Genomic DNA, 21,394 nt, shown 5'->3' on the forward strand with positions numbered 1-21,394 from the left:
GCGGTGCGTCACCACCCCTGCCCGCCGGTCGGCCGGATCCACCTGACGCGCCACCAGCCACGCACTCGGCGGCCTGGCGCACCTCGCGATACTTCTCGGCTACCGCCGCCGCTGGTTGGAAAACCTCTCCGACCTCCCCTGATCAACTCGGCCACAACCACCCGCACAGCGGAGCGCCCGCCTGCCGCTACTGTCGTTGCCATGGCTCAGCCCGACGCAGCGCCCGGCGACGCGACACCACTGGGTGTCTGGCCCGGCACCGCCTATCCCCTCGGGGCCACCTACGACGGCGCGGGCACCAATTTCTCGGTGTTCTCGGAAGTTGCCGACGCGGTCGAACTCTGCCTGATCGAGGGGGACGGCGCCGAGACCCGGATCGCGCTCGACGAGGTAGACGGCTACGTCTGGCATGCCTACCTGCCGGGGATCGATCCCGGGCAGCGTTACGGGTTCCGGGTGCACGGCCCGTACGACCCCGACCGTGGCCTGCGCTGCGATCCGAGCAAGTTGCTGCTCGATCCGTACGGCAAGGCGTTCGACGGTGACTTCGACGATCACCCCTCGCTCTACACCCACGGTCTGGACTCCCTCGGCCACACCATGACCGGCGTGGTGATCAACCCGTACTTCGACTGGGGCGCCGACCGTGCGCCCAACCGCCCCTACCACGAGACGGTGATCTACGAGGCGCACGTCAAAGGCATGACGATGACCCATCCCGAGGTGCCGGAGGAATTGCGCGGCACCTACTCCGGCATCGCGCACCCCGCGATCGTCGACCATCTGAAGGGATTGGGGGTCACCGCGATCGAACTGATGCCGGTGCACCAATTCCTGCACGATCGCGTGCTGCTGGACCAGGGACTGCGGAACTACTGGGGGTACAACAGCTTCGGCTACCTCGCGCCGCACAACGAGTACGCGACGATGGACCGCGCCGGGTCAGCGGTCACCGAGTTCAAGGCGATGGTGCGCGCGCTGCACGCCGAAGGCATCGAGGTGATCCTCGACGTGGTCTACAACCACACCGCCGAGGGCAACCACCGCGGCCCGACGATCGGTTTCCGCGGCATCGACAACGCCGCCTATTACCGCTTGGTCGACGACGACCCGTCGCACTACATGGATTACACGGGCACCGGCAACAGCCTCAACGTGCGTCACCCGCACACCTTGCAGCTGATCATGGACTCGCTGCGCTACTGGATCCTGGAGATGCACGTCGACGGCTTCCGCTTCGATCTGGCCGCGACGCTGGCGCGGGAGTTGCACGACGTGGACCGGCTCTCGACGTTCTTCGACCTGGTGCAGCAGGACCCGGTGGTCAGCCAGGTCAAACTGATCGCCGAGCCGTGGGACGTCGGCGAGGGCGGCTACCAGGTGGGCAACTTCCCCGGCCTGTGGACGGAGTGGAACGGCAAATACCGCGACACCGTCCGCGACTACTGGCGCGGCGAACCGGCGACGCTGGGCGAGTTCGCCTCCCGGCTCACCGGCTCCTCGGACCTGTACGAGGCCACCGGCCGCAGGCCGAGCGCCAGCATCAACTTCGTCACCGCGCACGACGGGTTCACGTTGCGCGACCTGGTGTCCTACAACGAGAAGCACAACGAGGCCAACGGCGAGGGCAACCGGGACGGCGAGAGCTGGAACCGCTCGTGGAACTGCGGCGCCGAAGGCCCGACCGACGATCCGGGCATCCTCGCCCTGCGCGCCCGGCAGAGCCGCAACCTGCTGGCGACGCTGATGCTCAGCCAGGGCGTGCCGATGCTCGCGCACGGCGACGAGATGGGCCGCACCCAGCACGGCAACAACAACGTCTACTGCCAGGACTCCCCGCTGGCCTGGATGGACTGGTCCCTGCGGGAGGAGAACGCCGATCTGCTCGAATTCACCCGCGCGGTGGTGGCGTTGCGCACCGAACACCCCGTCTTCCGGCGTCGCCGCTTCTTCGCGGGCGGGCCGATCCGGTCGGCGGACAACGCCCGCGATATCGCCTGGCTCACCCCGTCCGGCGAGGAGATGACCGAAGCGGACTGGGACAGCGGATTCGGCAAGTCGCTGGCGGTCTACCTCAACGGCGAAGCGATCCCCGAACCGGGCCCGCGCGGCGAGCGGATCACCGACGATTCGTTCCTGTTGTGTTTCAACGCCCATGACGCGGCTATCGACTTCGTGCTACCGAGCACCGGCGACGGCACGGAGTGGTCGGTAGCACTGGATTGCTCGACGCCGACCGGCCTGGCCGACGCCGGGTATCCCGGCGGCGCGACCGTCGCCGTCGAAGCTCGCTGTCTCCTCGTCCTCCGCCTGGCCGCCTGACCCGAATGCCGATGAACGCACCCGATTCCACCGAGACGCACGTGACCGACCCGGTATCCCTGCGCCGCAAGCCCGCACTCCAGACCACGATCCGCAGCGCCTACCGGCTACAGCTGCGCCCGGACGCGCTGACCTTCGCCGAGGCGCGCGCCATCGCGGAATACCTGCAGCAGCTGGGCATCTCGCACCTGTATCTGTCGCCGATCCTCACCGCGACACACGGTTCGACGCACGGCTACGACGTCACCGACCCGACCACGGTCTCCGCCGCGCTCGGCGGCCCCACCGGGCTCAAGGCCCTCGCCGACGAGGTGCGCAGCCGTGGCATGGGACTGATCGTGGACTTGGTGCCCAATCACGTCGGCGTGGCCGATCCGCGGCAGAACGTATGGTGGTGGGACGTCCTGCGCAACGGCCAGGAGTCGCGGTTCGCGCCGTACTTCGACATCGATTGGAGCCCGGGCAACGGCGCGGGCGGACGGCTGGCGCTGCCGGTGCTGCAGAGCGAGAACGACCCGGCCGCGTTGACCGTGGACCGATCCGGCGCCGAACCCATGCTCGCCCTGCACGATCTGCGTTTCCCGATCGCGCCGGGCACCGACGGCGACAACGCCCTGCGCATCCACGACAAACAGCACTACCGGCTGGTGAGCTGGAAGGCCGGGCTGTGCACCTACCGGCGGTTCTTCGCGGTCAGCAGCCTGGCCGCGATCCGGCAGGAGAACCCCGAGGTCTTCGAGCTCACCCACCGTGAGCTCGCCGCGTGGTGCGAGCACGACCTGATCGACGGCGTGCGGATCGACCATCCGGACGGCCTGGCCGATCCCGCCGGGTACCTCACCCGGTTGCGCAGGCTGATCGGCCCGCACCGGCTGCTGCTGGTGGAGAAGATCCTGGCCAACCGTGAGCCGCTGGACGCGACCCTGCCGATCGACGGAACCACCGGCTACGAGGCGCTCGCCGACTTCGGCGGCGTGCTGATCGATCCGCGCGGCGAGCACGCGCTCACCGAGCTCTCGCGCCGCGTCGCCGGGCACGGCAGCGACCGGGCCTGGATCGGCGAGACCGAGCACCGGATCAAGCGCGCGGTCGCGGAGACCATTCTGGCGCCGGAGATCCGGCGGCTGGTGGCCGCGATCAAACAGGACGCGAACGCCGAGAGTTTCGACACCATGGCGCTGACCAACGCCACCATCGAGGTGCTGGCGTTCATGCCGGTGTACCGGGCCGACTACGCGCCGCTGGCCGGGATGGCGGGCGCGGTGATCGCCGAGGTGGAGAAGCGCAACAGCGAGCTCACCGCGCCGCTGGCGGTCCTGGTCGCGGCGCTGGCCGCCGACGGGGCCGCGGCGGTGCGCTTCAGCCAGGTCTGCGGCGCGGTGACCGCGAAGGCGGTCGAGGACACCATGTTCTATCAGGCCGCGCGGCTGGTCTCGTTGCAGGAGGTGGGCGGCAACCCGGCGCGTTTCGGCCACTCGCTCAACGAGTTCCATCTGTCCATGAGCCAGCGCGCGCAGCTGTGGCCCGCCACACTGACGACGCTGTCCACCCACGACACCAAACGCGGCGAGGACGTGCGCGCCCGCATCGGCGTCCTGTCCCAGGCCGCGGAGACCTGGGCGCGCAACGTCGACTCCTGGCTGGAGACGGCCCCCGCGCCGGACGGTGCGACGGCGCTGTTCCTGCTACAGAACATGTTCGGCGTGTGGCCCGCGGACGGCAGGCCCGCCGCGTCGGTGCCCGGTCTGCGCGAACGGTTGCACGCGTTCGCCGAGAAGGCGATGCGGGAGGCGAACACCAAGACCTCCTGGGAGGAGCCGGACGCCGAGTTCGAGGCCGCCGTGCACGCCTGGCTGGACGCGGTGATCGACGGGCCGGTGGGCTCCGAACTCGGCGACCTGGTGCACGAGCTGGCCCCGCACGCTTGGTCGGACGCGCTGGCGCAGAAACTGCTGCAACTGTGCGGGCCGGGCATCCCGGACGTCTACCAGGGCTGCGAGCTGTGGGAGGACTCCCTCGTCGACCCGGACAACCGCAGGCCGGTGGACTTCGCCGCCCGCGCGGGCATGCTGCAATCGCTCACCGGCACACCGGCGCTGGACACCACCGGCGCGGCGAAGATGTGGATCGTCGCCTACGCGCTGTGGTTGCGTCGCGAACGTCCCGACTGCTTCGTCGGCGGCGCCTACCGGCCGCTGTTCGCGACCGGCGACCACGCGAGCAAGGTGGTGTCCTACGCCCGCGGCCGTGCGGGCGAGCCGCCCGAGGTGATCGTCGCCGCCACCCGCCACAGCGTGGGCCTGGCCGAGACCGGATGGGGCGACACGTTCCTCGACCTGCCCGCGGGCAGCTGGACCGATCGGCTGACCGGGCACACCTTCCAGGGCCGGGCGCGGCTGGAGAAGATGTTCGGCAGGCTGCCGGTCGCCCTACTGGTGCGCTGAGAGCTGGAGCGCGGACGCGTCGGCCGGCACGGGGACGTGCTCGAGCTCCTTCTCGAACACACCGCGTACCTGCTCGAAGGTCTTCTCCGGGATCACACCGCCCAGCTCCGCGCGCCACCGGCGCAGGTTCGCGGGCTGGTAGTCCAGCGCGTCCTGCGTGCTGGCCGACAGCCGCACGCCCTGATCGGTGGGCGTGGCGATCCGCCGCCAGGAGTCCCAGTGGAAGCGGGGGCTGCGCGGATTGCGCAGCGTGCGCAGTACGTTCAGGATGCGGTAGCCGATGCTCAGCGAATCGTGCAGCCGCATGTGATCGCCGTCGGTGGTGTCGCAGCGCTTCGACAGCGCGGCCAGCCGGTCGCGGTCGAAGGCCAGACCGACCGACTCCGCCTCGCGGACCATCCACTGCAAGGTCGCGTCGGACAGACCGCATTCGGCGTAGCCGCCCCCGATATCGCTGTGCACGCCGGGGAACCACACCTGCTTGACCCGCTCGAACCCGCGCCGGTACTTCACGGTCGGTTCGACCGGCACCTCCCACACGGACGGCTCGAAGTTGCGCCGCCGCTCGTCGATGGCCAGCGCCTGGCGGGCGCAGTGCACGTGACGCGAGAGCTTGACATCGTGGAAGCGGTGGCGCAGCGAGGTGATGCCGGGGACTCCAAGCGCGCCGACGGTGTCGAACACGCCGAGGAAATCGATCTTCGCTCTCCTGCAGTGCTTCCGGCGGAACTCCTGCCACTCCCGCGGCTCCGCCGGGTCCGGGTCTTCGGGCGTGGGCGCGGGCGGGGGCTGCCGGTAGATGCGCAATGCTTCCGGGTACTTGCCCTCGATCATCGCCTCCGGGGTCATGATCCCGATGCGGCTGATCAGGCCGGCCAGGCTGCGCGCGGTGAACGCGCCGCGACTGAAGCCGAAGATGTAGATCTCGTCGCCCTTCTCCCAGTTCAAGGCGAGATGCCAGTAGGCGGACGACAGGTTCGCCTCGAGACCGAGACCGAAGGCGCCGCCCATCAGGCGATCGCTGAGAAAGCCGCGCGCGCCCGGACCGGAGACGTAGGTGACCCACTGCTGGATCGTCTCTCCCGCAGGCCCCGGCGCGTCGAACCGGATCGTCTGGGCGATCTTGACAATATTCGAAACCGTGCTGCTCGATTCGGCCTTCCAGGTGCCGTCGCAACATACAACCAGGCGTTTCATGCGCTGATCCTCCCGCTGGTATCCCATCGAAACCCGCGTACTCGACTACTCGAATTCATCGCGTGGGACGGGAGAGCGTTAATGCGGAGGACTTACGGCGTGCCGCCGGACCGGTCGTCGAGACCCGCGAACGCCATGCCGATCAGCCACCGGGCCGCGCCGAGCGCCGCCGCGACGAGGACCGCGATCTGCGACGATCCTGTGATCAGGGCCAGGACCAGGCAGCTCACCAGCCCGACGACCAGTGCGTCGAGCTTGTAGGCCGGCCACGCGGAGCCCGCGATGTCGATCGTGGTGCCGCGCGCCGAGGAGTGAACGACCGCCATCTCCTCAGGGTAGTCGGAATTCGAAGTTCGGGCCAGCGAACTTTTGTCGCAGGGAACACAGCGAATCGCCGCGGCGTTGCCGCAGACATGCCATTGACAGGTGAATACGAACCGAGCACATCCGGCTGGGCCCGCGAGCAAGCCGAGAAGTACGAGAACTCCGGCGGCACCGAGGGCGCGACCTTGCAAGGCAAGCCGATCATCCTGCTCACCACCAAAGGTGCGAAGACCGGCAAGCTGCGCAAGACACCGCTGATGCGGGTGGAGCACAACGGCGAGTACGCCGTGGTCGCCTCTTTGGGCGGCGCGCCGAAGCACCCCGTCTGGTACTACAACATCAAGGCCGAACCGCATGTAGAGCTGCGCGACGGCACGGTCAACAAGGATTACACCGCGCGCGAGGTCTTCGGCGAGGAGAAGGCGCGGTGGTGGGAGCGCGCGGTCGAGGTGTGGCCCGACTACGCGAACTATCAGACCAAGACCGACCGTCAGATCCCCGTCTTCGTCCTCACGCCCAGGTAGCTCCTACGCAGGTAGCCAGCGTGTCACCGCCACCCGCCGCAGGTCACCGCCGCAGCGGGTGGCACCATGATTCGGGTGTCCAATCCGCTTGATGTCCTCGACGCATTGTCCGCTTCTCGCCCCGCGCTCACCGCGGACGAGATCGATGCTGCCCACAAGCGAATTGCCGACGTCATCGATCCGACCCCGCTACAGCGCAGCGAACGGCTGTCCCAGCTGACCGGGGCGAACGTCTACCTGAAGCGCGAAGACCTCAGCCCGGTGCGCTCCTACAAGCTGCGCGGCGCCTACAACCTGGTGGTCCAGCTGACCGAGGACGAGCGCGCCGCGGGCGTCGTCGCGGCCAGCGCGGGCAACCACGCCCAAGGCGTCGCGTTCGCCTGCCAGGCGATGGGGATCAAGGGCCGCATCTACGTGCCGACCACGACGCCGAAGCAGAAGCGTGACCGTATCCGGGTGCACGGCGGCGAGTTCGTCGAACTGATCGCGGTCGGCGAGACCTACGACGCCGCCGCCGCGGCCGCCGCCGCCGACGTGGAACGCACCGGCGCCACCATGGTGCCGCCGTTCGACGACACGCGCACCGCGGCCGGTCAGGGCACCATCGCCGCGGAGATCCTGGAGCAGCTGCCCACCTCGCCCGACCTGGTGATCGTGCCGGTGGGCGGCGGCGGCTGCCTGGCCGGTATCGGCACCTACCTGCGGGCGCGCTCGCCACAGACCGCCATCCTCGGCGTGGAGCCCGCGGGCGCGGCCTCGATGACCGCGGCGCTGGTGGCCGGCGGTCCGGTCACGCTGCCGGAGATCGATCCGTTCGTGGACGGCGCCGCGGTGCGCCGGGTCGGCACCGTGCCGTACGCCGCGGTGTCCGGTTTCGGCGGGCGGGTGGTCTCGCACGCCTCGCTGCCGTTGCTCACCACCACCGAATCTCCGCGCGGCGCGGGAGCTTTCCAGATGATGCAGGTCGACGAGGGCGCGATCTGCACGACCATGCTCGACCTGTACCAGAACGAGGGCATCATCGCCGAGCCCGCGGGCGCGCTCACCACCACGGCGCTGGCGGAGATCACCGTGGAGCCGGGCTCGACGGTGGTGTGCCTGGTATCCGGCGGCAACAACGACGTGTCCCGCTACGGCGAGATCATCGAGCGCTCGCTCGTGCACAGCGGCCTCAAGCACTACTTCCTGGTGGATTTCCCGCAGGAACCCGGTGCGCTGCGCCGTTTCCTCAACGAGGTGCTCGGCCCGGACGACGACATCACGCTGTTCGAGTACGTCAAGCGCAACAACCGGGAGACGGGCGCGGCGCTGGTCGGCATCGAACTCGGCGCGCCGGACGGGCTGGCGCCGTTGCTGGACCGGATGCGGCACTCTCCGATCCAGTGCGAGCGCCTCGAGCCCGATTCACCGGCTTACCGCTACCTGACCTGACCCGGAATCCGTGCGCGTCCGGTGTCAGCGTCTACACCGCCGGTACCGGGCGCGTCTGCCCTCCCGAACATCACGCCGCCGGTACCGGATGCCCCCACGCCCTTGGACGTCACGCCGCCGGTACCGGCCCCTCGGACATCACGCCACCGGTGCACCGGGCCACGTCACGCCGCCTCGGCCGTCACGCCGCTGAACACCTGATGCCCTCGGACGTCACGCCACCGGTGCGGGACGCCGTTACGCCCTCTCGGAAACGTCACACCACCGGTCGAACGGGTGCCCCGAGCCCGCTCGGACAGCACGCCGGGGGCCTCAGGCCGCCTTGGGCGTCTCCGTGGCCGGGATCCGGCGCCGGGAAGCGCGCAGGCAGTTCAGCATGAGCGGCAGCAGCCAGAATGCCACCGTCTGGTCGTAGCTGAGCTGGGCGGCGGACAACCGGTTGTGCACGAAGCCGACCGACAGGCCCAGCCGTGGTTCGGCCCAGCCGAAGGAGCCGCCCAGGCCGATGTGCCCGAACCCGGCGTGAGCGCCCGGCATCGGCAGGGAGTGGTAGCCCAGGCGCCACATCATCGGCAGGTAGAACAGCGCGCGATCGGGCTGGTAGGTCTCGATGCGGCGCAGGGCCTTCATGGTGTGGCGACCGAGGTATCTGCGGTCGGCCACGGTGCCGTCGCCCGCGAGCGCGCCGTACAACTGGGCCAGCGCGGGGGCAGTGGCCACGCCGTTGCCCGCGCCGAGTTCGGTGTCCAGGATCGGCGGGCTCGCGCCTTCCAGAATGGCTTCCAGGCCGGGGAGGAACAGGCAGCGGGTGGCGGCGCCGAGCGCGCCGGGGATCCGGTGACTCCGGCCGAGAACAGCCGCACCCAAGGGTTTTCCGAGCGCGCTGAGCTGGGTGCCCGCCAGCGGGGCGTAGATGGTCGGCGAGCCGGCGGGCGGCTTGCCCAAATGCAGTCCTTCGATGCCGAGTGGTTCGGCGACCTCCGTGCGGATCAATTCCCCCAGGCTGATGCCGGTGATCGAGCGAGTCAGGCCGCCGATCAGCCAGCCGAAGGTGAGCGCGTGGTAGGTGGGCACGCCGAGCAGGCGGTCGGGCTTCGCCGCGGCCAGGCGCTGTTCCATGAGCTCGTGATCCAGCACGTCGGCCAGGCCGCCGGTCGCGATGGGGGCCAGCGCGGACAGTCCAGCCCGGTGGGTGAGCAGATGGCGAACGGTGATCTTGCGCTTGCCGTTGGCGCCGAACTCCGGCCAGTACTCCGCGACCGGGGCGGAGTAGTCGAGCAACCCGCGATCGGCGAGACGATGGACGACGGTGGCGGCGATCCCTTTGGTGGCCGAGAAGATGATCGTGCCGGTGTCCCTGGTCCACGGAGCGTCACCGCCGGAGCCGACCCAGATGTCCACCAGCGGCTCTCCGTGCCGGTGCAGCGTGAACGCCGCGCCCGCACCCCGGCGATTGCCGAACGCCCGTGCGAAAGCGCGCACGAACGGTGCGAATTCGGCGGCGGCGCTGCCACCCATCCCCGGGGGAAGAACCGCGAGGTCCCCGGAAGCGACGTTGCTCATCTCTCCACGGTAATGGCATGGGACGATTCCGGCAAAGTACCTGTCTCGGACAGTTGCACGCCCGTTACCGGGCGACCGCCCGAAAGCCTGCCGCGAGCTGGGGTTCCACGCGCTCAGCGCGGGCCGGGCGGGGCGGTTTCCAGCAGGGTGAAGGAGTGGCCGGGAACGGTTGTGGCGGAAGGGCCGATCGTCGGCGACTCCCAGGACAGCAGCGGGATGCCCGCGATCGGCACCGCCACCTGGTCCTCGCCGAGGTTGCACACCAGGGCCAGCGTGCCCCGGCGCAGGACGATCCATCGGGCGGCCTCGTCGTAGTCCACCGAAACGTGGGTCAGCCAGGGGTCACTGAGCTCCGCCCGGTCCCGGCGCAGGGCGAGCAGGGCGCGATAGCAGGACAGCATCCGGGCGTGCCCCGGTTCGTCGGCTTCGGTCCAGTCGAGCTTGGAGCGCAGGAACGTCTTCACGTCCTGCGGGTCCGGCACCTCGCCCGCGGGCCAGCCGTGGGCGGCGAACTCCTTCTTGCGCCCGGATGCGGTGGCGGCGGCGACCTCTGGATCGGTGTGCGAGGTGAAGAACTGGAACGGCGTGCGCGCTCCCCACTCCTCCCCCATGAACAGCATCGGCGTGAACGGCCCGCACAGCACGAGGGCGGCTTTGATCGCCAGCTGCCCATCGGTCAGGTAGGCGCTCGGGCGGTCGCCGAGTGCCCGGTTGCCGATCTGGTCGTGATCGCAGGTGTAGGCCAGCAGCGCGCTGCCGGGGATCAGGCTCCGATCGATCGGGCGGCCGTGCGTGCGCCCGCGGAAACTGGAATACGTTGCGGCGTGGAAGTAGCCGTGCTTCAGCGTGCGGGCCAGGCAGCGCAGCGAACCGAAGTCGGCGTAGTAGCCCTGCCGTTCGCCGGAGACGGCGGTGTGCACGGCGTGATGCAGGTCGTCGTTCCACTGGGCGGTGAGGCCGTAGCCGCCGGCCGCGCGCGGGGTGATCAGCTTCGGATCGTTCAGGTCGCTCTCCGCGACCAGCGTCAGCGGCCTGCGCACGTGGGTGGCGAGCCGCTCGACGGCGACCGACAGTTCGGTCAGCAGGTGTGTGGCGGTGCGGTCCACCAGAGCGTGCACGGCGTCCAGACGCAGGGCGTCGATGTGGAAATCCCGCAACCAGCGCAACGCGTTGTCCAGGATGTGGGCGCGCACGTGATCGGACTGCGGGCCGTCCAGGTTGAGGCTCTGGCCCCACGTGTTGCGGCCCTCCGTCAGGTAGGGCGCGAAACGGGGCAGGTAGTTGCCGGACGGGCCGAGATGGTTGTAGACCACGTCCAGGCAGACCGCCAGCCCGCGCAGATGGCAGGCGTTCACGAACCGCTGCAAACCGTCGGGGCCGCCGTAGCTCTCCTGCACCGCGTACCAGAGCACGCCGTCGTAGCCCCAGTTGTGCGTGCCGTCGAAGGCGTTCACCGGCATCACTTCGACCACGGTGACGCCCAGCCGGACCAGATGGTCGAGCCGTTCGATCGCCGCGTCGAAGGTGCCTTCGGGGGTGAATGTTCCGATGTGCAACTCGTAGTAGACCGCCCCGGCCTGCGGCCGCCCGGTCCAGTGCGCGTCGGTCCACCCCGCCGGATCGAGGGTGTGCAGGGCCGAGCGGGCGTGTACTCCGTCGGGCTGGCGCGGGGAACGGGGATCGGGCAGGACGGTCGGGTCGTCGTCGAGCAGGAAGCCGTATCCGGCCCCGTCCGCGGCCGGAACATCGGTGCGCCACCACCCGTCCGGCGACCGCCTCATCGAGTGGACGACACCCTCCAGATCCAGTCGCACCGCCTCCGGCCGCGGCGCCCACACCTCGAACACAGTCACCGCGCCAGCATCGCACGGGCACGCCCGGCCCGCCGGATACGGACACCGGCCTCGATGCAGCAACCCCTGATGCGCGGCAACCGGCCGGTGCACGTGGTCCGCGCGACCAGATCCGCGACCGACAGTGCCGGCCCGCGCCCGCTACATTCCCGTACGCGGCGCCGCTCGTCCCACGGGGCTGACCCGACATCACTCGCGCGGCGGTGGAGCCGACCGACCGCGACGGGATCGACGGCCTCACCATGCACCCCGGCCAGTGCGCCCGGCGTCGCCACCGCCATGCTCTAACGCCACTTCCCGACCGGGAAGCGCTCCTGACGAGGATCGCGGGAGCTGGTGCTCGCCGAGATCCCGCCGCCCGGGACAAGGCGCACCAGAAGTGGCGCCTCTAACGCAGGCACCCGTGGATGCTGCAGCTACTGGCGCACGCGCGCCCCGGCCGGCGTGACGTCAAGACGTCCGCGGTCGAGGGCGTGACCGGCCGAGCGCAGGAATCCGCCTGGCAAATGGTCGTGGGGCCCTGGTCTGAACAGGTCGTGCCTGCGAGAGTGGAGAGGTGGGCGTCTATGCGGAGCACGTGGTCCCCCGGATCGTCGACCTTGCCTGCGGGTTGCAGGACTTGAAGCCGTTACGTGAGCGGGCGTGCGCCGGCCTGCACGGGCGGGTCGTGGAAATCGGTTTCGGTTCCGGATTGAATGTGCCGTTCTACCCGGCGGCGGTCGAGAAGGTGTGCGCGGTCGAGCCCGCCGATCTCGGCTGGCGGCTGGCGAGCGGCCGCCTCGCCGCCGCCACCGTGCCGGTCGAGCGGGCCGGGCTGGACGGGCAGGCGCTGCCCTTCGCCGACGACACCTTCGACTGCGCGCTGTCGACCTGGACGATGTGCACCATCCCCGACATCGCCGCCGCGCTCGCCGAGGTGCGCCGGGTCCTCGTCCCTGGCGGCACCCTGCATTTCGTCGAACACGGACGGGCACCGGACGAAAAAGTGCGAGTGTGGCAGAACCGGCTGAACCCGGTTCAGAAACGACTGTTCGGCGGCTGCCACCTCAACCGCGACATCCGCGGCCTGGTGACAGACGCCGGTTTCGAGATCCGCGACGCCGAGTCGTTCTACGGGGAGCACGCTCCCCGCTTCCTGGTCGCCCAGACGCTCGGTGTCGCGGTGTCGCCCTGACGATCAGACGATGCGCACCGACAAGGTGTAGGTCGCGTTGCCACGGCTCGGCTCCACCGAGATGGTGTAGTAGCCGCTCTTGGGCAACGTGATCCGGCTCCAGGTCTCCTCCGCGCACAGGACGCGCCCGTCCGGGCCGCTGGTGGTGAACCGCGCGTTGCCCTCGACCGAGCTGAGGTCGAGGGTCAAGGTCTGCCCGGCCCGCGCCTCGAACGCGAAGGTGTCGGCGTCGCCGCGGACGACCGCTCCGTCGATCGACGTGTGATCGCTTCCCGGCGCGAACTCGATCTCGTAGACCGAGCCCGCGTTCGCCGCGCCCGCCCCGACCGCCGCGACGGCGAACGCGGGCACGAACAGCGTGACGCCGAGCACGAGCAGGCGCAGGGTGCGCAGGATGGCTTGCATGGTGATCCTCGTTTCCTGGAGTGGACGACTTGCTCCAGAACTGTCCGCGCACCCGCCTATCGAATGCTTAACAGCGCCTTGCGGTTTGAAACACCGCAGGTCACAAGCCATCGGCCAGATATTGGAACGATCTGTTCAAAACTGTGCTAGCCTGAACCCATGCCACGACCCAGATCGTTCGACGAGGACCGCGCGGTGGACGCGGCGATGCACGCCTTCTGGCGCGCGGGATACGAGGCGACCTCCACCGAAGACCTCTGCGCCGCGACCGGCCTCGGCCGCAGCAGCATCTACAACACCTTCACCAGCAAGCGCGACCTGTTCGGCCGCGCCCTGCGCCGCTACATGACGACGAAGAACGCCGCGACGTTCGATCTGCTCGACAGCCCGGCGGAGGTGCGCGCCAAGATCCACGCTTTGTTGTGGCAGATCGTCGAGGCCCCCGACGAGGACCCGCTCGGCTGCCTCGTGGTCAATTCGATGATCGAACTCGCCCCGCGCGATCCCGAACTCGCCGCCGTGCTCGCCGCCGATCACGAACGACGGCTCGCCGCGCTCATCGACGTCTTCGACAGCGCCCGGCGCGCGGGCGAGATCGCGCCGGACAAGGATCCGCGAGCGCTGGCCCACTTCGTGATCGCCACGATCAGCGGGATGCGGGTGGCCGCGCGCGGCGGCGCGGACCGCGAAACGCTGGCCGCCATCGCGACCACCGCGCTCGACGCCCTCTGAACCCTCTCGGCTCGGCGACGGCTTCGCCGCGCCCACATTTTGGATAGATCAGTACAAAACAAGGAGGTACCGATGCCCGTGGCGATCTACGTCCTGGGTCTGTCGATCTTCGCCCAGGGCACCTCGGAGCTGATGCTCGCGGGCCTGCTCACCGAGATGGCCGGAGACCTGGGCGTCTCCGTGCCGCGCGCGGGGCTGCTCATCTCCGGGTTCGCCCTGGGCATGCTGGTGGGCGCGCCGGTGCTGGCGGTGGCGACGCTGCGCTGGTCGCGGCGGACGGCGCTGCTGGCCTTCCTCGCGGTGTTCGTCGGCACACACGTCGTCGGGGCGCTCACCTCGGACTACTGGGTGCTGTTCGCGACGCGGGTGGTCGGCGCGTTCGTCTACGCCGGGTTCTGGGCGGTGGCCGCGACCACGGCGATCAGCCTGGTTCCTGTCACCGCGCGCGGCAAGGCGATGAGCATCGTCGCGGGCGGGCTCACCTTGGCCATCATCATCGGGCTCCCGGCGGGCACCGTGATCGGGCAGCAACTGGGCTGGCGGGCGGCGTTCTGGGCGGTCGCGCTGTTGTCGGCGGCGGCCGGGATCGGCGTGCTGGCGAAGATCCCCGGCGGACGGACCGACGCGCCGCTGCGATTGCGCACCGAACTGCGGACCATGATGCGTCCCGCGCTGTGGCTGTCCTACGCCACCACCGCGCTGTCCATCGCCGCGCTGATGGTCACCTTCGCCTACCTCGGCGCTCTGCTGTCCCGCACCACCGGCCTGGCGGACGGCTGGATTCCGGTGGTACTCGGCGTCTACGGACTGGGCGCCTTCCTCGGCATCGTCCTCGGCGGGCGCACCGCCGACGATCACCCGCTCACCAGCCTGTACGTCGGCATCGCCGGTGGCGTGCTCACCTCCGCGCTGCTCGCCCTCACCATGGAACACGCCGTGCCGGTCGTGCTGCTGTCATTCCTGTTGGGCGCGTTCGGCTTCGGCATCAACCCGACCCTGAACAGCCGCGTCTTCACCCTCGCCGGCGACGCGCCCACCCTGGCGGGAGCCACCAACATCTCCTCGTTCAACGTCGGCATCACCGCAGGCCCTTGGCTCGGCGGGCTGGCCATCGGCGCGGGCCTCGGCTACCCGGCGGTCGCGTGGATCGGCGTGGTCCTCGGCGTGGCCGCCCTCGCCGTCGTCGCGGGCAGCCACGCCCTGCAACGCAAGGAGGCGGCGCGAGCGTCGGCCGGCGCGCCTGCCCCGGCGCTGGCCGAAGTGGGATAACCCCTGCCCACCCAGGCAGCGGCCCTGGCCCGACGATGCAGATCGGGTGCGGGGCCGCTGTCGTTCTGCGTGGGAACCCGTTCAGGCCGGCCGGTCGAACTCGCCGTCACGAACGGCATCCCACCGGCCTGGCGGGGCCACGCAGATCAAGATCAACGGCACATGGTGGAGAGCTCTTCTCGCTCGCGTTTCGCCGCGGCCATGTGCCACTAGACGTCACAACCCCGGGTGGGCATGCGCCGACGAACGGCCCGTGCGCAGCATGCCGCTCAGCTCGCCAGGCAGCCCGGGCCCAGCAGCGCCTTCAGGTCGCCCATCAGTGCCGACGACGGGGAGACGCGTAGGCGGTCGTCGAGTTTCAGCAGCGTGGTCTTGTCTCGGGCGCCGACGTGCCGGATGTGGACATCCGACGTGCCGGGATGCCTGGACAGGACCCGCTTGAGTTCGCCGATCTTGTCCGGTGTGCACATCCGGGTGGTGATGGTGACCGCGAGCGGCTTGGCGACGCCGACGGCGGACAGGTCGGGCACGGCGAGATCGTTCGCGATCAGCGAGATCCGGTCGTCGCGGACCGAGACGCGCGCTTTGACCAGCACCACGGCGTCCTCCACGACGTCCATCCCGTACACGGAGTACGCCTGCGGGAAGAACAGCACCTCGATGCCACCGGTGAGGTCTTCCAGCTGGGCCGAGGCCCAGGCCAGGCCGTTCTTGTTGATGCGCCGGTTCACCGAGGCGAGAATGCCGCCGACGGTCACCTGCGTGCCGTCTTTGATGTCGCCTTCGAGGATGGCGGGAATCTGCGTGTCGGCCTGCGCCGCGAGGACATGCTCGACGCCGTTGAGCGGATGTCCGGACACGTACAGCCCGAGCATCTCCCGCTCCAGCGCGAGACGGTGCTTGGACTCCCACTCCTCGTCGGGCACCTTCACGTTGAACACCGAAGTCACCGACTCGTCCGCGTCCAAGCCGCCGAACAGATCGAATTGACCCATCGCCTCGGCCTTCTTGGTGGCCATCACGGCATCGATCGCGTCGGAGTGGATCAGCATCAGGCCCTTGCGCGGGTGCCCGAGCGAGTCGAAACCGCCTGCCTTGATCAGCGATTCGGTGACCTTCTTGCTCGCGGCGATCGCGTCGATCTTGTTCAGGTAGTCGGAGAAGTCGGTGAACTTCGACTTCTCCTTGCGCGCCTGGATGATCGAGGCCACGACGTTCGCGCCGACGTTGCGCACCGCGCCGAGACCGAAGCGGATGTCCTTGCCGACGGAGGCGAAGTTCTGCTCGGACTCGTTGACGTCCGGCGGCAGCACGGTGATGCCGAGGCGGCGGCAGTCGGACAGGTAGACCGCGGCCTTGTCCTTGTCGTCGCCGACGGAGGTGAGCAGACCCGCCATGTACTCGGCCGGATAGTTGGCCTTGAGGTAGGCGGTCCAGAACGAGACGAGGCCGTAGCCGGCGGCGTGCGACTTGTTGAACGCGTAACCGGCGAAGGGAAGGATGGTGTCCCACAACGCCTTCACCGCGGCCTCGGAGAAACCGTTCGCGGTCATGCCCTCGTGGAAGCCCTTGTACTCGGCCTCGAGCACTTCGAGCTTCTTCTTACCCATGGCCTTGCGCAGCGCGTCGGCCTTGCCCATCGAGTAGGAGGCGACCTTCTGCGCGATGAACATGATCTGCTCTTGGTAGACGATCAGGCCGTAGGTCTCGGCGAGGATGTCCTTGAGCGGTTCCTCCAGCTCGGGGTGGATCGGCTTGATCGGCTGCCGCCCGTTCTTGCGGTCGGCGTAGTCGTTGTGCGCGTTCATGCCCATCGGGCCGGGCCGGTACAGCGCGAGCACGGCGACGATGTCGTTGAAGCCGGTGGGCTGCATGCGGCGCAGCAGGTCGCGCATGGGGCCGCCGTCGAGCTGGAAGACGCCGAGAGTGTCACCGCGCGAGAGCAATTCGTAGGTGGCCGGGTCGTCCAGCGGCAGGTTGTCCATGTCCAGGTCGATGCCGCGGTTCGCCTTGATGTTGTCCAGCGCGTCACCGATGACGGTGAGGTTGCGCAGGCCGAGGAAGTCCATCTTCAGCAGGCCGATGGCCTCGCAGGACGGGTAGTCCCAGCCGGTGATGATCGCCCCGTCCTGGGGCCGCTTCCACACCGGGATGGCGTCCATCAACGGCTCGGAGGACATGATCACCGCGCAGGCGTGCACACCGGCGTTGCGGATCAGGCCCTCGAGGCCGCGCGCGGTCTCGTAGATCTTGGCCACGTCGGGGTTGCTGCCGATGAGCTCACGGACCTCGGCTGCTTCCTTGTACCGCTCGTGATCGGGGTCCATGATGCCCGACAGCGGGATGTCCTTGGCCATGATCGGCGGCGGGAGCGCCTTGGATATCTGGTCGGCGATGGCGAAGCCGGGCTGGCCGAACTGGACGCGCGCGGAGTCCTTGATCGCGGCCTTGGTCTTGATGGTGCCGAACGTGATCACCTGGGCGACCCGGTCGCTGCCCCACTTCTCGGTGGCGTAGCGGACCATCTCACCGCGCCGGCGATCGTCGAAGTCGATATCGATATCGGGCGCGGACGGACGCTCCGGGTTGAGGAACCGCTCGAACAGCAGGCCGTGCGGCAGCGGGTCGATGTTGGTGATGCCGAGCGCGTAGGCCACCAGCGAACCGGCCGCCGAACCACGGCCGGGACCCACCCGGATACCGACTTCCCGCGCGTGCTTGACCAGGTCGCCGACGACGAGGAAGTAGGCGGGGAAGCCCTTCTGCTTGATGACGTCGAGCTCGAAGTAGGCGCGGGTGTAGTACTCCTCGGGCACGCCGCCCGGGAACCGGCGCGCCAGGCCGCGGTCGACCTCCTTGCGCAACCAGGAATCCTGGTCCTCGCCCTCGGGCACCGGGAAGACCGGCATGCGGTCCTTGAAGGCCCACACGTCGTCGTAGGACTGGACCCGCTCGCCGATCAGCACCGTGTTGTCACACGCGCCGGGCACCTCGGCGTCCCACAGCGCGCGCATCTCCTCGGCGGATTTCAGGTAGTAGCCGTCACCGTCGAACTTGAACCGCGTGGGATCCGACAGCGTCTTGCCGGTCTGCACGCACAGCAGCGCCTCGTGGTTGGCGGACTGGTCCTTGGTGACGTAGTGGCAGTCGTTCGTGGCCAGCGCCGGAATGCCCAGCTGCTTGCCGACGTTCAGCAATCCCTCGCGGACCCGGCGCTCGATGGACAGGCCGTGGTCCATGACCTCGAGGAAGAAGTTGTCCTTGCCGAAGATCTCCTGCCACTTGGCCGCGGCCTCCAGCGCCTCACGCTCGTGCCCGAGGCGCAGGCGGGTCTGCACCTCGCCGGACGGGCAGCCGGTCGTCGCGATGATGCCCTCGGCGTACTGGGCGATGATCTCCGCGTCCATGCGCGCCCACTTGCCGAGCTGGCCCTCGATCGAGGCCAGCGAGGAGAGCTTGAACAGGTTGCGCAGGCCGGTCGCGTTCTCGGCGACCATGGTCATGTGGGTGTAGGCCCCGGAGCCGGAGACGTCGTCGCCCTTCTGGCTGGGATCGCCCCACTGCACGCGCTTGGTGTCGAACCGGGAGGCGGGCGCGATGTAGGCCTCGATGCCGATGATCGGCTTGATGTCGTGCTTCTTGGCCGAGTTGTAGAACTCCGACGCGCCGTACATATTGCCGTGGTCGGTCATCCCGACCGCGTTCATCCCCAGCCGTTTCGCCTCGGTGAACAGTGGCGAGATCTTGGCCGCACCGTCGAGCATGGAGTACTCGGTGTGGTTGTGCAGATGGACGAACGATCCGGACGAGGCGGCCAAGACGGTCCTTCCTCCCAAGGTCTCGACGGGGGTTGGCTGGACCGATTCTAGGCGGGCCCACCGACCGGTTCGGCACGGCTCGCTGGCGTCGCGCAGGTGCCCGGCGTGTCGGTGAGGATGATCACCGGCGCGTCCTGGCGACTCGCCGTGTGAGCGGCCGATTTCCGCGAGTGTCGGGACTGCACGGAATGCCGCAACCACCGGCCGAGGGCCACGACACGGCGGTACGCTCTGCTTCCCTCCCCGCGACGCTGCCGGGCGCTTCCGGGGACGGACGAGCACGACAGGCAGGATTGTTTTCCCGAAATCGTGGAGGTGTCGATGAATTCGACCACAGCACTGTTGACCGTCCCCCTCACCGCGATGGCGACCCTGGGCGCGACGGCCGCGCCCGCGACCGCCGCGCCCGCCGCGTTCGCCACCGTGTACACCCTGGCTCAGGGGCCGTGCGTGGGTCAGGTGCAGATGTCGGTCAACGGCAACGCCTACCCCAACCAGGCGGCGTTCACCGTGGGCGCGACGCTGGTCGGCACCGGGCCGTGCACGCTGCCGATCACGCTGAACTGGCACAACGTCGGCACCGGCCAGGAAGGCACGTTCCAGGTGGTCGCCCAGGGCCCCGGCTACTGGGGCAACAGCAGCCACTCCACGCTGTTCGCGCCCGGCATCGGCCAGTTCACCGCGACCGTCACCATCGGCGCGGCGCACTTCCCCGACCCGGGCACCGTCGAGTTCACGGTGCCTCCGTACCAGGGCTGAGACTCCCATAGGCGGACCGCGCCCTCGCCCGGCGGCGGCGCGGTCCGCGCTCGACTCGAACCGGCCGGCTCGTACGGCCGCTGTGGCGATCGTTTGCCGCGAGCGCTCGATCGCCACCCCGCACCCGATCGCCGGGGACCGCGGCGGCCGGCCACTCTCACCGGCTCCAGCCCCCTCGCGCGACGCTGTCGCCCGTGCCCGCGCTCGACCGCACGCCGTCTTCGCGCTACACGGCCGCCACCGCCCAGCAACCGATCAGGTCGGATAATCAGCCCATGAAACCCCCGCGCCGCTGCCCGCCATGACCACCGCGCTCGCCGTCGCGGCCACGGCCGCGTTGATCGCCGGTGCGCTGCTGGTCTGGTCGCGCACCCGCAGAGTGGTGACCACCCCCGCCGAGCGGGCGGTGCATTCGGCGCTGCACATCGCGTCGCTCGCGGCGGTACCGCTGCGGCGCGGGCTCACCGAGCAGTCCGCCCGGGAGGCGGCGCCGCACCTGCGGGCACTCACCGGGGCCGAGGCGCTCGCGCTGGCCGATCCCGACGGCACCCTGCTGGCCTGGGACGGGCCGCACGCCGAACTGGCCGAATACTTCGGCGAAGCCGCCGAGCGCGCCGTCGCGGGCGAGCGTCCGGTGCTCGTCGCCGGACCGGGCCGGGGCGAACACGCGGGGCGCACCCTGATCGCGCAACCGCTGCTGATCGAATCCAACGGCGTGGCCGGCGTCCTGGGCGTGGTGAGCACCGGCCAGCCGGGACCCGGTCGGCTCGGCGCGGTCGCCGAAGTGGCCCGGTACGCCTGCGGACAGCTCGAGCTGGCCGAACTGGACGCGTCACGGGCCCGGCTGGACCGCGCCGAGGTCCGCGCGCTGCGGGCACAGATCAGCCCGCACTTCATCTACAACGCGCTGAACACCATCGCCTCGTTCGTCCGCACCGACCCGGCGCGGGCCAGGGAGCTGATCCTCGAATTCGCCGACTTCACCCGGTACTCCTTCCGGGCCGCGGGCGAATTCACGGTGCTGTCGGACGAGTTGCGCAACATCGAGCGATACCTCGCGCTGGAACGCGCCCGTTTCGGCGACGCGCTGCAGGTCCGGCTGCGGATCGCGCCCGAGGTGCTCGGGGTGGTCCTGCCCTTTCTGGCGCTGCAGCCGCTGGTGGAGAACGCGGTGCGGCACGGGCTGGCGGGCACCGCCCACGGCGGCACCGTCAGCATCGTCGCCACCGACGCGGGCACCGACTGCGTGATCAGCGTCGAGGACGATGGCGTCGGCATGGACCCGGACCTCCTGCGCTCCGGCGCGCTGGACGCCGTCGACGCCGGGACGGGCCCCGCCGGGTCCGGAGAGGCCGCCCACGTCGGACTGGCCAACGTCGACGACCGATTGCGCGCGGCCTTCGGCGACGACTACGGGTTGGTCGTGGAAACCGCCCCCGGCGCGGGGACAAAGGTCAGCTTGCGCGTTCCCAAATTCCGCGCGGGCATCCGGCCGTGAAATCGGCGCACGCGACACCCTCGACCCGGGCGCGTGCCGCCCGGTCGGCGGTCCGGCACGGGAGCTTTACGATGGTGCGAT

General features: G+C 69.5%; 15 protein-coding genes. 9 read left to right on the top strand and 6 right to left on the bottom strand.

What is annotated here, in order from left to right; genetic code table 11:
- Positions 1-201 precede the first annotated feature (201 nt).
- Positions 202-2,322, top strand: coding sequence for a glycogen debranching protein GlgX (gene glgX, locus ABZ552_RS24870; protein ID WP_281874527.1), 2,121 nt, complete (start codon positions 202-204; stop codon positions 2,320-2,322).
- Positions 2,323-2,333: 11 nt separating this feature from the next.
- Positions 2,334-4,766: a malto-oligosyltrehalose synthase gene (gene treY / locus ABZ552_RS24875; protein WP_281874528.1), complete on the top strand. Its 2,433-nt coding sequence runs from the start codon at positions 2,334-2,336 to the stop codon at positions 4,764-4,766.
- On the opposite strand, the gene ABZ552_RS24880 is transcribed toward treY, so the two are convergent.
- Both ABZ552_RS24880 and ABZ552_RS24885 read right to left on the bottom strand, forming a co-directional pair.
- Complete coding sequence (locus tag ABZ552_RS24880; RefSeq protein ID WP_281874529.1) at positions 4,752-5,963, bottom strand: DUF2235 domain-containing protein; 1,212 nt, start codon at positions 5,961-5,963, stop codon at positions 4,752-4,754. The two genes, treY and ABZ552_RS24880, sit on opposite strands and share 15 nt — an antisense overlap.
- Positions 5,964-6,055: 92 nt before the next feature.
- Complete coding sequence (locus ABZ552_RS24885) at positions 6,056-6,289, bottom strand: hypothetical protein (protein ID WP_281874531.1); 234 nt, start codon at positions 6,287-6,289, stop codon at positions 6,056-6,058.
- Positions 6,290-6,376: 87 nt separating this feature from the next.
- On the opposite strand from ABZ552_RS24885, the gene ABZ552_RS24890 reads away from it, so the two are divergent.
- Together ABZ552_RS24890 and ilvA are read left to right on the top strand one after the other, a co-directional pair.
- Complete coding sequence (locus tag ABZ552_RS24890; RefSeq protein WP_281874532.1) at positions 6,377-6,811, top strand: nitroreductase family deazaflavin-dependent oxidoreductase; 435 nt, start codon at positions 6,377-6,379, stop codon at positions 6,809-6,811.
- Between the two features lie 75 nt (positions 6,812-6,886).
- Entirely contained in the window at positions 6,887-8,242 is a 1,356-nt protein-coding gene (ilvA, locus tag ABZ552_RS24895) for a threonine ammonia-lyase IlvA (RefSeq protein WP_281917092.1), read from the top strand.
- A 312-nt stretch (positions 8,243-8,554) separates the two neighbouring features.
- Here the strand turns inward: ilvA and ABZ552_RS24900 are convergent, their stop codons facing one another.
- Positions 8,555-9,805: a serine hydrolase domain-containing protein gene (locus ABZ552_RS24900; RefSeq protein ID WP_281874534.1), complete on the bottom strand. Its 1,251-nt coding sequence runs from the start codon at positions 9,803-9,805 to the stop codon at positions 8,555-8,557.
- Between the two features lie 113 nt (positions 9,806-9,918).
- On the bottom strand, positions 9,919-11,658 hold the full coding sequence (gene treZ / locus ABZ552_RS24905; RefSeq protein WP_357440044.1) for a malto-oligosyltrehalose trehalohydrolase: 1,740 nt from the start codon (positions 11,656-11,658) through the stop codon (positions 9,919-9,921).
- Between the two features lie 556 nt (positions 11,659-12,214).
- Here treZ and ABZ552_RS24910 point away from each other — a divergent pair.
- A complete protein-coding gene (locus tag ABZ552_RS24910; RefSeq protein ID WP_281874536.1) occupies positions 12,215-12,832 on the top strand; it encodes a class I SAM-dependent methyltransferase in 618 nt (205 codons plus the stop codon).
- Positions 12,833-12,835: 3 nt separating this feature from the next.
- Here the strand turns inward: ABZ552_RS24910 and ABZ552_RS24915 are convergent, their stop codons facing one another.
- Complete coding sequence (locus ABZ552_RS24915; RefSeq protein WP_357440047.1) at positions 12,836-13,237, bottom strand: PPC domain-containing protein; 402 nt, start codon at positions 13,235-13,237, stop codon at positions 12,836-12,838.
- A gap of 159 nt (positions 13,238-13,396) precedes the next feature.
- On the opposite strand from ABZ552_RS24915, the gene ABZ552_RS24920 reads away from it, so the two are divergent.
- Both ABZ552_RS24920 and ABZ552_RS24925 read left to right on the top strand, forming a co-directional pair.
- Positions 13,397-13,969 carry a TetR/AcrR family transcriptional regulator gene (locus tag ABZ552_RS24920; RefSeq protein ID WP_281917088.1) on the top strand — a complete coding sequence of 191 codons (573 nt, stop codon included), beginning with the start codon at positions 13,397-13,399 and terminating at the stop codon, positions 13,967-13,969.
- Positions 13,970-14,041: 72 nt separating this feature from the next.
- Positions 14,042-15,238, top strand: coding sequence for a Cmx/CmrA family chloramphenicol efflux MFS transporter (locus tag ABZ552_RS24925; protein WP_281917087.1), 1,197 nt, complete (start codon positions 14,042-14,044; stop codon positions 15,236-15,238).
- 269 nt (positions 15,239-15,507) lie between these two features.
- Here the strand turns inward: ABZ552_RS24925 and dnaE are convergent, their stop codons facing one another.
- Positions 15,508-19,056 carry a DNA polymerase III subunit alpha gene (gene dnaE, locus ABZ552_RS24930; RefSeq protein ID WP_281917086.1) on the bottom strand — a complete coding sequence of 1,183 codons (3,549 nt, stop codon included), beginning with the start codon at positions 19,054-19,056 and terminating at the stop codon, positions 15,508-15,510.
- A gap of 321 nt (positions 19,057-19,377) precedes the next feature.
- Between dnaE and ABZ552_RS24935 the strand changes: the two genes are divergently transcribed.
- Complete coding sequence (locus ABZ552_RS24935) at positions 19,378-19,815, top strand: hypothetical protein (protein WP_357440052.1); 438 nt, start codon at positions 19,378-19,380, stop codon at positions 19,813-19,815.
- A 301-nt stretch (positions 19,816-20,116) separates the two neighbouring features.
- Positions 20,117-21,313, top strand: a complete 1,197-nt coding sequence (locus ABZ552_RS24940) for a histidine kinase (RefSeq protein WP_357440055.1) — start codon at positions 20,117-20,119, stop codon at positions 21,311-21,313.
- The last annotated feature ends 81 nt before the right edge of the window (positions 21,314-21,394 follow it).

Source organism: Nocardia sp. NPDC019219 (genome assembly GCF_040632645.1).
GTDB classification, from domain to species: Bacteria; Actinomycetota; Actinomycetes; order Mycobacteriales; family Mycobacteriaceae; genus Nocardia; species Nocardia sputorum.

Coding starts and splice junctions, on each gene's coding strand:
- glgX (WP_281874527.1), top strand. CDS start 202: ATGGCTCAGCCCGACGCAGCGCCCGGCGACGCGACACCACTGGGTGTC.
- treY (WP_281874528.1), top strand. CDS start 2,334: ATGAACGCACCCGATTCCACCGAGACGCACGTGACCGACCCGGTATCC.
- ABZ552_RS24880 (WP_281874529.1), bottom strand. CDS start 5,963: ATGAAACGCCTGGTTGTATGTTGCGACGGCACCTGGAAGGCCGAATCG.
- ABZ552_RS24885 (WP_281874531.1), bottom strand. CDS start 6,289: ATGGCGGTCGTTCACTCCTCGGCGCGCGGCACCACGATCGACATCGCG.
- ABZ552_RS24890 (WP_281874532.1), top strand. CDS start 6,377: ATGCCATTGACAGGTGAATACGAACCGAGCACATCCGGCTGGGCCCGC.
- ABZ552_RS24900 (WP_281874534.1), bottom strand. CDS start 9,805: ATGAGCAACGTCGCTTCCGGGGACCTCGCGGTTCTTCCCCCGGGGATG.
- ABZ552_RS24915 (WP_357440047.1), bottom strand. CDS start 13,237: ATGCAAGCCATCCTGCGCACCCTGCGCCTGCTCGTGCTCGGCGTCACG.
- ABZ552_RS24920 (WP_281917088.1), top strand. CDS start 13,397: ATGCCACGACCCAGATCGTTCGACGAGGACCGCGCGGTGGACGCGGCG.
- ABZ552_RS24925 (WP_281917087.1), top strand. CDS start 14,042: ATGCCCGTGGCGATCTACGTCCTGGGTCTGTCGATCTTCGCCCAGGGC.
- ABZ552_RS24935 (WP_357440052.1), top strand. CDS start 19,378: ATGAATTCGACCACAGCACTGTTGACCGTCCCCCTCACCGCGATGGCG.
- ABZ552_RS24940 (WP_357440055.1), top strand. CDS start 20,117: ATGACCACCGCGCTCGCCGTCGCGGCCACGGCCGCGTTGATCGCCGGT.